The sequence below is a fragment of the Crenobacter oryzisoli genome (assembly GCF_030385785.1).
GTDB lineage: Bacteria > Pseudomonadota > Gammaproteobacteria > Burkholderiales > Chromobacteriaceae > Crenobacter_A > Crenobacter_A oryzisoli.
On record NZ_JAUEDK010000049.1, the window covers coordinates 21,988 to 33,225 of the forward strand.

11 protein-coding genes are annotated in these 11,238 nt (G+C 60.6%); 2 read left to right on the forward strand and 9 right to left on the reverse strand.

All coding sequences use genetic code 11. The features are described from left to right. Positions 1 to 137 precede the first annotated feature (137 nt). Positions 138 to 551 (forward strand): DoxX family protein, encoded by a 414-nt coding sequence (locus tag QU481_RS19300; RefSeq protein WP_289831626.1) that lies wholly within the window; start codon positions 138 to 140, stop codon positions 549 to 551. A gap of 169 nt (positions 552 to 720) precedes the next feature. Here QU481_RS19300 and QU481_RS19305 read toward each other — a convergent pair whose 3' ends face one another. From QU481_RS19305 to QU481_RS19345, 9 genes are all read right to left on the reverse strand, one after another. After that, positions 721 to 2,004: an EAL domain-containing response regulator gene (locus QU481_RS19305; RefSeq protein WP_289831627.1), complete on the reverse strand. Its 1,284-nt coding sequence runs from the start codon at positions 2,002 to 2,004 to the stop codon at positions 721 to 723. Then, the gene (locus QU481_RS19310) at positions 1,994 to 3,076 is read right to left on the reverse strand and encodes a protein-glutamate methylesterase/protein-glutamine glutaminase (RefSeq protein ID WP_289831628.1); all 1,083 of its coding nucleotides are present in this window, start codon (positions 3,074 to 3,076) and stop codon (positions 1,994 to 1,996) included. Before QU481_RS19310 ends, QU481_RS19305 begins: the two co-directional genes overlap by 11 nt. Before the next feature lie 121 nt (positions 3,077 to 3,197). Further along, positions 3,198 to 4,016 carry a CheR family methyltransferase gene (locus QU481_RS19315; protein ID WP_289831629.1) on the reverse strand — a complete coding sequence of 273 codons (819 nt, stop codon included), beginning with the start codon at positions 4,014 to 4,016 and terminating at the stop codon, positions 3,198 to 3,200. 195 nt (positions 4,017 to 4,211) lie between these two features. Then, positions 4,212 to 4,766, reverse strand: coding sequence for a chemotaxis protein CheW (locus QU481_RS19320; protein ID WP_289831630.1), 555 nt, complete (start codon positions 4,764 to 4,766; stop codon positions 4,212 to 4,214). Between the two features lie 11 nt (positions 4,767 to 4,777). Further along, positions 4,778 to 6,418: a methyl-accepting chemotaxis protein gene (locus QU481_RS19325; RefSeq protein ID WP_289831631.1), complete on the reverse strand. Its 1,641-nt coding sequence runs from the start codon at positions 6,416 to 6,418 to the stop codon at positions 4,778 to 4,780. A 37-nt stretch (positions 6,419 to 6,455) separates the two neighbouring features. Continuing rightward, a complete protein-coding gene (locus QU481_RS19330; protein WP_289831632.1) occupies positions 6,456 to 8,633 on the reverse strand; it encodes a chemotaxis protein CheA in 2,178 nt (725 codons plus the stop codon). Beyond that, positions 8,626 to 8,949 (reverse strand): STAS domain-containing protein, encoded by a 324-nt coding sequence (locus tag QU481_RS19335; RefSeq protein WP_289831633.1) that lies wholly within the window; start codon positions 8,947 to 8,949, stop codon positions 8,626 to 8,628. Before QU481_RS19335 ends, QU481_RS19330 begins: the two co-directional genes overlap by 8 nt. Positions 8,950 to 8,956: 7 nt before the next feature. Beyond that, complete coding sequence (locus QU481_RS19340) at positions 8,957 to 10,183, reverse strand: methyl-accepting chemotaxis protein (protein ID WP_289831634.1); 1,227 nt, start codon at positions 10,181 to 10,183, stop codon at positions 8,957 to 8,959. 50 nt (positions 10,184 to 10,233) lie between these two features. Beyond that, a complete protein-coding gene (locus tag QU481_RS19345) occupies positions 10,234 to 10,599 on the reverse strand; it encodes a response regulator (RefSeq protein ID WP_289831635.1) in 366 nt (121 codons plus the stop codon). Between the two features lie 344 nt (positions 10,600 to 10,943). Here QU481_RS19345 and QU481_RS19350 point away from each other — a divergent pair. Beyond that, positions 10,944 to 11,238: helix-turn-helix domain-containing protein (locus tag QU481_RS19350; protein WP_289828410.1), on the forward strand; the 295-nt coding region annotated here is incomplete at its 3' end.

Sequence of the window (11,238 nt, forward strand, 5' to 3'; positions counted from 1 at the left end):
TCCGCCGGTTTTGGTTGACCCGCAGAGGGCAATATATAGTTAGGAAGGCTCAAACAAGCCGGTCGGCGACGGTAACCTCTACAGGGTTACGCCAAGCCCCCTCAATATGTGCAGCACCCTTTCAAGGGAGAGCAGCCATGCGATACACCCTGTTCGAAGGACAAAAGGACGGCCTGATCCTGATTGCACGTGTGCTAATGATGCTCCTGTTCGTGATCTTCGGCTGGAGCAAACTGACCGGCTTCTCGGGTACCGTCGCTTACATGGCATCAGATGGTCTGCCGCTCCCCGCCGTTGCCGCCATCATCGCCATCGTTATGGAATTCTTCGTCGGGATTGCGATCGTGATCGGGTTCTACACCAGGCCGCTCGCCCTTCTCCTTGCGCTGTACACACTAGCGACTGCATTGGTCGGCCATCATTACTGGACGATGTCCGGTGGTGAGCATATGGCGAACATGATCAACTTCTACAAGAACCTCAGCATCGTGGGCGGATTGCTGCTGCTGTGTCTGACTGGGCCGGGCAGGTATTCGGTCGACCGTGAATAGCTCTGCCAGCACTTGGGGCTGAGAAGCGGCGTTGTTAATGAAATGGACGCCCCTTCCGGAAGCGGCATCCCGGTGCCACAGTGAGTTTGTGGCCGACTCACTGATCGAAGGGAGCGTCACCCTGAACATTAGAACGATCAGGCTGGATGACGCCCTGACGATCGGCCGCTCAATCCGGCAGAATGGAATGCGCCTCTTTTGAAGGCGGCACGACAGCTTGGACGTGCTTGTACAGCCGCGCGCCTTCTTCCTTGAGCCAGGCCGGCAAGACGCCCCCTGGCATGGGCCTGGCGATGAAATAGCCCTGCCCCAACACGCAGCCGAGCCCTTGCAGTAAGGTCCAATCCTCGGCCGTCTCAATGCCTTCGGCGACCGTGACTAGGCGCATTTTGCTCGCCATATCCAGCGCCGACTGCAGAATGACCCGCAAATGCTCCCTCCGATGCGCGCCACGCACAAAGGAGTGATCGATCTTCAGTTCGGTGAAGGGAACGCGCGACAACTGCTGCATCGACGAAAAACCGGTGCCATAGTCGTCAATGGACAGGCCGCACCCCTTTAAACGCAGACGCGCCAGATTGCCCAGCGCCGTGCCGAGGTCAGCCGCCAGCGAGCTTTCCGTGATTTCCCACACGACTTGCTCCGCGGGTATCCGGTACCGACACAACAATTCGGCAGCCTCAACGACAAAGTCCGGCGAATCCAGCAGTAGCGGCGACAGGTTGACGGCGACGCTCAGGCTCAGTCCATGCTGCCGCCAGCGTGCGACCTGTGCAAAGGCCTGATCGGCGACCTCCACCGTAAGGCCGTGTATCAGTCCTTCGCTTTCCGCCAGCGGAATGAACTGGCTCGGCGGGATGACGCCTTTCTCCGGATGCAACCAGCGAGCCAGCACCTCCACGCCCTTGACTAGCCCGGTGTTGAGATCCACCTTGGGTTGGTAATAGGGGATCAACTGCCGAGCGGCGATGGCAGAAGCCAGTTCTTCGGAGGTGACGACGACTGCGCCCTTACGGCCCCCCGGGGCAGCTTGCGACAGCAAAGGCCCGCCCGAACGATGGCGCAGCACATCGACAAGCTGATTCTTGCCAAGCGGCTTTTGCCACGCGGCGAGCACCGGCATACCCAGCACGTGCGCCATGCTCTCGACCGCGCTGATCAAGGGGCTGTCTCGACCGGACAGCACGATAAGCGCCGCCGACACCCCGCGTCTCGCCAATTGCTGGATGAACTCGACCCCGTCCATCCGGGGCATGTCAAGGTCCACCAGGATCAGGTGAGGAAGGGAGGCGAGGCCCTCCAGCAGCTCCAGCGCCTGGATGCCATCGCCGGCTTCGTGAATGACCACGACGCCGAGCTGCCGCAGCAGATCTGCCGCATGCTGTCTTTGTACGCGGCTGTCATCGACGATCAGCGCCGTTTCGACAACGATGGACGAAGAATCAGTGGCCATGATGTGCGATGAAGCCTGCGATGCGGTCCAGGGGTACAACCTCGCCCACGCCGCCGAGGGCGATGGCCTCCTTCGGCATGCCGAACACGACGCAGGTGGACTCGTCCTCGGCGATGGTCCTGGCGCCGGCCTCCTTCATTTCCTTGAGGCCGCGCGCCCCGTCGTCGCCCATCCCGGTCATGATCACGCCAAGCGCATTGCGGCCGGCGAATTTCGCGCAGGAGCGAAATAGCACGTCGACCGATGGGCGATGCCGGTTGACCAGCGGACCGTCGATCACCTCGACGGTATACTGCGCGCCGTTGCGAGTCAGCAGCATATGCTTGCCCCCCGGTGCGATCAGCGCGCGCCCCGGAATCACCCGGTCACCGTGGCGGGCCTCCCGCACCTCTACCTGACACAGCCCGTTCAGACGCTCCGCAAACATGGCAGTGAAACGTTCCGGCATGTGCTGCACGATGACCATGCCGGGGCAGACCGCCGGCAATCGGGTCAGCACCGCCTCGAGTGCCTGGGTGCCGCCGGTAGAGGTGCCTATCGCGACGATGCGTTCGGTGGTACTGACCATTCCGGCGCCGCGCCCGAGCCCGCTGCCAATCACCGCATCGGCCGACAACTTGGGTGGCGGCACCAACACCGGCGCCACTGGTGACGCCAAGCGGCTGGCATTGGCGCGTGCAGCCGCCCGGACAGCGTGCACGACGTCGTTGGCGCTGTCCTCGAGAAACTGCTTCACCCCCATCTTGGGCTTGGTGATGATGGAGGCGGCGCCAGCCGCCAGCGCATTCATTGCGGCGGTCGTTCCAGCCTCGGCCAACGACGAGCAGATCACCACCGGCGTCGGACGTTCGCTCATGAGCTTTTTCAGAAAGGTCAGCCCATCCATGCGCGGCATCTCGATGTCCAGCACGATCACATCCGGCCACTCGCGTTGCATGTGCATCATGGCGAACAGTGGATCCGATGCGGCTCCGACGACTCGTATACCGGGCTCGTGCTCCAGCGCTTGACGAACGACCTGGCGCACTACGGCCGAATCGTCCACGATCATCACCTTGATTTGCCCACCCATCACCTTGTTCTGCCTCGCGCTATGGATGATCTTGCTGCCTCCGCGGCCGTGGTACGCCCAACATATTCCGCCCTCTTTAACATTCCCCTCGTAAGCGCTTCAGAGCCTATTTGCCGGGAAATTACGGCTTCGACTCTGGCCGGCGATAAAGCGTCGGACGCAGCAAGACCAGTTCATCGGTGATGCCATTCAGGGTCTCAGAGTGGCCGACAATGAACACACCGTCCCTCTTGAGATACGGCAACATATTGCTCATGACTTTTCGTTTGGTCTCCAAGTCAAAGTAGATCATGACATTTCGCAGGAAAATCACGTCAAATAGTCCGATATCGCAGCCGGCAAGGTCGGTCAGGTTCAACTGGCGAAAGCAGATCCGGTCCCGCAAGGGCTTCCCGATCAGGAATGTACCCTCCTGACTGCGTACGCCTTTAAGGCAATAGGCTTTCAACAGCTCCGGTGCAATTCCACTGGCGCGACCGAGCGGGTAGTGGCCATGCTTGGCGCGCTCAAGCTCGGTCAGGCTGATGTCGGAAGCCACGATTTCCCAGGGGGCCGACAAACCGAGCGTTTCGGCCAATTCCATCGCGATGGAATACGGCTCCTCGCCGGACGAGCAGGCGCCGCTCCACACCCTAATGGGCATGCCCCGCCGGCTGGCGGCAAACTCGCGCAGGAAGTCGAAATGCACAGGCTCGCGAAAGAAATAGGTCTCATGGGTCGTAAGCAGATCGACCATTAACTGCACTTCGGTCGGATGATCTCCGCTGGCCAGCAAGCGGTAATACTCGCCGAAGCGGGTCATACCGTGATAGCGCAAGCGGCTGGCGAGGCGGCCGACCAGCAACAATTTTTTACCTGCGGTCAGATTGATGCCGGCCAGACGGTAGATCAGGCGTTGGAAGAGCACAAACTCTTGATCGGAGATGGCGAGACTCTCCATAAGCCCCCCGGTAATGAGCAATGCAAGGGAAGTGATTGATGCCACACGAATGTTGCCCCCTAGGAGATCTCCCGGCGAAGCGCCGGCCGGGATGGGATAAGGACCTTCAAACGTTTGTCACCCTTTCGTGGACCTGACCCTCACTCCCCCAGCAGCATAGGCACAACAGTGTAAATGACGTGATTCAGGGCTGGACTATCCCTTCTCGTCATGGGAAAGCGCGGCGATCTGGCCCATTTCATCGATCGACAAGACCCGGTCCAAGTCGAGGATGATGACGAAACGGCCTGCTACCTTGCCCATGCCGAAGATGAAGTCCGCACGGATCGTGGCGCCGAAGGCCGGCGCGGGCTCGATCTCATCGGCGGGAATCTCCAGCACCTCGTTGACGCTGTCGACCAAGATGCCGATATCTTGCTGAATATCCGCGCCGTCGACCCTGTGGTGCATCTCGACGATGACAATGCAGGTGCGACGGCCGATAGCGGTCGGTTTTGCGCCGAAGCGTGCCGACAGGTCGATCACCGGTACCACAGCCCCACGCAGATTGATCACGCCGTGAATAAAGGCTGGCATCAGCGGAATCTCGGTCAGCTGGTGGTACTCGATGATTTCCTTGATGTTCAGGATGCCGACAGCGAACAACTGGGCGTTCAACGTGAAGGTCAGGTATTGCTTGGCCCCAGCCTCAGCCTCCACCGCGTCAGCGGCCGACGCATCACGGCGGGTCAGTGCAGTCGCTTGACTCATGGACCACTCCTTCAGAAGCGCTCGAATTCCGCTTCGACAGACACCGCATGGGACGCAACCTTGTTCACAGCACGCGCCAGTGCCGGCGCGGAACGAACCGAAGCAGTGTTGCTGCGGCTCGGTGCCGGGCGGTGTTGTTGGCCTGTGTCGGTAGTACGGAAGAATGCCATCAAGCCCTGCAGTTGCTCGGCCTGGGTCCCCATTTCTTCGGCGGTGGCAGCCAACTCCTCCGACGACGACGCACTCTGCTGGGTAGTCTGGTTAAGCTGGCTGACCGCCTGGTTAATCTGCGCCACACCAATACTCTGCTCCTGACTCGCCGAAGCGATTTCCTGCACCAGATCGGAAGTCTTGCGGATCGACGGCACCATCGCGTCGAGCAACTGACCGGCATGCTCCGCCATCTTCACGCTGGAGCCTGCAAGCTCACCGATTTCCTGCGCGGCGACCTGGCTGCGCTCAGCCAGTTTGCGCACTTCGGCAGCCACCACCGCGAAGCCCTTGCCGTGCTCGCCGGCACGGGCAGCCTCGATGGCCGCGTTGAGCGCCAGCAGGTTGGTCTGATAGGCGATATCGTCGATGATGCCGATCTTCTGGGCGATGGCCTGCATCGCGGTGACGGTTTCCTTGACCGCCGAACCACCCTGGGCTGCCTCGCTGGCGGCCTTGCCGGCCATGTTGTCGGTCACCTTGGCATTCTCGGTATTCTGCGTCACGGTAGCGGTGGTCTGCTCGAGGGTAGAGGAGATTTCCTCGACCGAGGCGGCCTGTTCGGCAGCCCCTTGCGACAGCGACTGCGCCGTGGCCGACACCTCCTCGGAAGCGGATGCCAGATTGTCGGCGGCATGGCGAATTTCGCCGATGGTCTGCGACAATTTGCCGATCATGCTCTGCATCGAGGCGAGCACCTGACCGGTTTCGTCCTTGGAAGTCGCATCGATCTTGGCGGTCAGGTCGCCTTCGGCCAGCTGACCGGCAACACGGGCAGCGATGTTCAGCGGTCGGGAAATGATGCGCGAGATGAACAGCGCCAGCAGCAGGCCGATAACCAGCGCGCCGATCAGCACGCCGATGATCGCGATCCGTGCGCTGGCATAGAGCGCATCGCCATGCGCGCTGGCGGCATGACCGCCGTCATTATTGATCTGCACCAGTTTGTCGATGCCGGAGCCCACGGCATCGTACGCCCGCTTGGATTCGCCATTGGCCAGCGTGAGTGCTTCGGCCTTGTTGTTTTGACGCGAGATGCCGTGCAGCGTCTTGCTGATACCTTGATAGGTCCCCCAGTCGGCCATGAACGCTTGATAAGCCTGACGCTCCTCCGGGCTGGAAATGAGCTTCTCGTAGGCAGCCCGGTTTTCCTCGAACTGCTTCAAGATCTGGTTGGCTTCTTGCTCGATGCGCGTCATGTCCTCAGGGCTCTGCACGAGGATGTGACGGAATTCCTTGATGCGGTAATCGGCGATATTGGTTTTCATCGCCTGGGCCGCCCCCATGGCGGGCATCCAATTATCCTTGATATCGGTCGAAGCCTGGTTCACCTCGGCCAACTGGAAGATGGCAAAACCGCCCATCACGGCAGTCAGCGACAGCACCACCAGAAACGAAGCAATCAACTTCGTGGCGATCTTCAAATCGTAGAACCATTTCATGTTGTTGTTCCTTATCGAGTGCTACCGCGGGTATGAACTAAGGTGTCGAGATCTGGAACTGTGAAGCCACGCTGCAGGCTTCCTGCTGGATGATCTGCTGTATCAGCGACGGCACATCGAGAATCAGCGCCACCTCGCCACTACCGAGAATGGTCGACCCACCGATGCCGCGAAGGCTGCGGAACAGCTGCCCAAGAGGCTTGATGACGGTCTGGAACTCCCCTTGCAACTGGTCGACGACGATACCGGCCTTCTGGCTGCCTGCCCGCACCACCACCACGTTCTCGCGCAACGGGCGCTGCCCCGGCAGATCGAACAATTCGCGCAGACGGATGAAGGGCAACACTTCGCCACGTAGGTTCAGATAATGGTTATCGGTGGTTTGTGGTGGCAGTTCGAGACATTCGACCACCATGTCGAGCGGTATGACGTAGCTGACACGCCCCGCTCCGACCAGAAAACCGTCGATGATGGCCATGGTCAGAGGCAGACGGATGGAAAAGCGGGTGCCGGCGCCGGGGCTCGAGCTAACGTCAACGCGGCCGCGCAAACTCTGAATATTGCGCTTGACCACGTCCATGCCCACGCCGCGGCCGGATAGGTTGGAGACTTGGTCTGCCGTGGAGAAGCCCGGCTCGAAAATCAGGTTGTCGATTTCCGCCTCGCTCAGGTTCTGCCCGGACTGAATCAGGCTGCGCTCGACGGCTTTGGCCACGATCTTGTCGCGGTTGAGGCCACCCCCGTCGTCGCTCACCTCGAGAACGATGCTGCCCGAATCGTGAAAGGCGTTCAGCTCCAGCCGGCCGCGTGCCGGTTTGCCGACGGCGATGCGCTGAGCGGTGGATTCGATCCCGTGATCGATGGCGTTGCGCACCAGATGGATCAGCGGGTCGCCGATTTTTTCCACCACGCTCTTGTCGAGCTCGGTCTCGCCGCCGGCGATGACCAGCTCGATATCCTTGCCGAGTTCCTTGGAAACATCGCGCACAATGCGGTTGAAACGGCTGAAGGTATCGCCGACCTGCACCATGCGTAGCTGCAGCGCCGAATCTCGCGTGCTTTCGACCAGACGCGTCATCAGCGAGGCGGCCTCCAGCAGTTCGCTGCGGCCGGTGCGACTGGCCAGCAAGCCAACGCTGGAACTGGCAATGACGAGCTCCCCCACCAGATCGATCAGGCGGTCAAGCTTGTCGGCCTGAATGCGGATAAGGCGCGCCTCAGCAGCCTTCTTGTCGTGGACCTGCCCCTGCTTGGCGACGGCCGCCTCGACCAGCTCGGGGCGCACGACCTGTTGTTGCTGCAGGATTTCGCCAAGCGGTATGGTGGTCGCTGGAACGCCATCGGCGGCGGGGGTCTGCTGCGCGAGCAGCCCGTCGTCGAGTTCGGCCTGCGTGATCGCCCCGACACGCACCAGGATCTCGCCCAACCGCATGACATCTTCCGGCAGGGCCTGGATCAGGTCGATGTAGTCGGCCAGCCGACTGTGCGGCGGCAGGATGTGCAGGGTGCAATCGTCGCGGACGAAGTCGAACACGCCCTCGATCGCCGCCTTGTCGGCGCAAGAAGCAAAACGGATCTCGAAGCCGAGATAACAGGCCTCCGCATCCATCGCATCGGCCGATGGCATGGCATCGGCCAGCGTCTCCATATGCACGATGGTGCCGAGCGTGGCGAGGTAGCGCAGAAAAGACAGTGGGTCCATCCCATTACGCAAAACATGGGGCTCGAAGCGCAGCGAGATGTGCCAGCAGTCGGGCTCGGCCGTTTCACCCCCCAGGCTTTCCAGCACGTCGACCGGAACGGCGGAGTGGACGGGGCTCGCATCCAGCCCCAGCCCGTTGCCTTGCAAGCGGGCCAGCAGGGCATCGCCGTCGGCCAGCAACAAATCGGCCGGAGTGGCATGGCCGGCTTCGAGCTCGCCCAGCAACAAGCCGATATGGTCGCTGCAGGCCAGCAGAACGGCGACCAGATCGGTACCGAGCCGGATATCGCCGTTACGCAGCTGGTCGAGCACGTTCTCGACAACATGAGTGAAGGAGACGATGTAGCCGCACTCGATAACCCCGGCCCCGCCTTTTATCGTATGGGCTGCACGGAAGATCGCATTCAGCGTGTCGACGTCGTCTGGCGCGGTTTCGAGCTGCAGCAATGCGGCCTCAAGCGCCGCCAGCTGTTCATGACTCTCGGTGACGAATACAGAGAGGAGTTCATCCATGAGCTTTACCTGTTCCGGAGTCAGCTTCCCGTACGTGGATCAGGATCGGGTCGCCGAAGTCGGCAGCCACATTGAAAAAATCCACCACTTCGCGCACCGCCGGGCTGTGCGCGACGATATTGAGCGCCTTGTCCAGCCGGCGCGCTTCGCGCTTGGCAAGCAGCAATAGCTGGAAACCGGCAGTATCGATCTCGGCGACCAGCGAAAGGTCGAGATCGAGCCCATCTGCGGCACGCAGGGCATCGATCAGCTGCTGCTTTTGCGTGGCCGCGTGATAGATCGTCATGTCGTCAACGATGGTCAGGCGCTCAGTCATAGCGGGCTCAAAACAGTTCTATTTTGGGGCCGGCGGCTGGTGCCGGTTGACTGGATACGGAATGGTGGGCCTGGCGCTGCTGCTCCATCACGTAGCCGCTGTAGAGCGCATCCAGATGGGCCGTGAGCGGCATATAGCTCGAGTCGCTCTCCCCTGGCTGCCTCAGCCGCGCGGCGAGCACGCCAAGATGCTCATCGAGCCGGCGCAGCGCATGGCTGGTCTGTTCGAGCTGCTGGCGAGTCAAGTCCTGGAACTGCACGCTAGCCAGCGCGTGCATGAACATTTGCCCCAGCTCGGCGCTGCTGCGGCTCACGCTGTCGATAATGTGCGTCTGGTGGCTGGCCAGGCCTTCATAGCTGCTGCCGAGCCCGGCCAGTTGGTCGGCAAACTGGCCGAGCGTAGCCTGCTCACGATTGAGGTTCACCGCCGACAGTTTTTCCTGCAGCTGCGCCTCAATCGTCGCCGCCATGCCCGTGATGCCCTGATTGATCGCCTGCACCGCCTTTTCCGTCTCGGCCGACAGCTTGCGGACCTCGTCGGCAACCACAGCGAAGCCGCGCCCGCTCTCGCCCGCACGGGCTGCCTCGATCGCCGCGTTGAGCGCCAACAGATTGGTTTGCATCGCGATGTCCTTGATCAGCTGGGTCAGCGACTGCAGCGAGCGTGCCTCTGCGACCACTTGGCTGGTCCGTTCCTGGTCTTCGCGAGCCTCATGGATGCGGTGATCGATGTATTCGCGCATCTTGCTGATCAGACGCTGGTTGTCGGCGATGTGCTGCTCGGAGTTCTGTACCAGCTGGCTCGAATGCGACGAGCTGGTCGTGACGAACTCACTCAGATGCCCGATGACGCCATCGATCGCCTGCAACCGGTCGGTGATGTTGTAGGCGGCCTGTTCGGTCTGCTGCACCACGTTGTCGAGATGATTGCGCAGCACGTCGCTATAGCTCGGCACCGACAGCAGTTCGCGCGCAACCTCTTCGCTGACTGCGCTTAACTGCTCTGAAGCTTGCACCAGTGCTTCCTGATGGCGCGGCATCCCGGACGATGGTTTGAAAAATGGCAAACTCAGCGCTAAGCAGGCAGCGGCGTAGGTAGCGGCGTAGGTAGCGGCGATCAGCATCGCGGCGCTGATGGCGTGGCCCAGCGGCAGCGACAAGCCGAGAGCCGGCAGCAGTGCCCCGTCGAACCAGCCGTACAAGAAATACACGCCCAAGCCGACCGCTGCTGCCATGAGCGCGACCACTCCCAGGGATCGTCGCAAGAAGAGGAAAGGGTCCATCATCAGCGCATCACCAGCTTGATGGTATTGAGCAGGTCGTCTGCCGAAGCCGGCTTGACGATCCACCCCGAGGCGCCGGCGGCCTTCGCCTCGGCCTTTTTCGACTGCTGCGACTCGGTGGTCAGGAACAGGATCGGCATGAAACGGTAGCTTGGCAGCTTGCGCACTTCCTGGATCAACTCGATGCCGTTCATGCCTGGCATGTTGAGGTCGGTGATCAACAAGTCGGTCTTGATGCCTTTGTGGAATTGCTGCAGTGCCTCACCTGCGTTACCGGCCTTCTCGACGGCGTAACCGGCCTTGGTCAGAATGCTGGAGACCGAGAGCAGAATGGTCGCAGAGTCGTCCACTAGAAAGATGGTTTTCATCGGTCATTCCCCTAGCTACCGCCTTAGCAAAAAATCTATTTGTATTTCTATATTTCATAGAAAATTTAATTTGAATTTTCAAGGCTCGAGTGCCCGGATTTTTCCCTATCCTGTCTCTCCTAATGTAAGGAACGTTGGTCGCCCCCAACTGCGGCCGTCAGCCGTTCCCGGTTCGGACCAGGACTCCAGACCAGCTTCTAGGCTGCGAACAGCCTTTTTTAACTTTCAAACGAATAGAAGTCCCCGAGGGCCCCTTTCAGTTTGTTTAGGGGAACTAAAGAAATAAGCTATTTATGCTACTAACCTTTTAGAAAGTAATGCCATTTCATGTGATAATTTTCTTCATGAAATGCAAACGAAACTCTGACGCCCGCGGGATTGACCACCACACCCTCCAGGTCATGCGCCAGCAAGCCGTCAAGGCGATTCGAGAGGGCCAATCGGTGCAAAGCGTAGCAGCCGCCTACGGTGTCAACCCGCGCACGGTGTTTCGCTGGTTAGCAGACTTTGCCAATGGCGGCCAAAACGCCCTGCTGGCCAAGCCGATCCCGGGGCGTCCACCGAAGGTGACGGCCGATGAGATGAGCTGGCTGGCCAAGGCGGTGAAAGACAATACGCCGCAGCAGTTCAAGTTCGAGT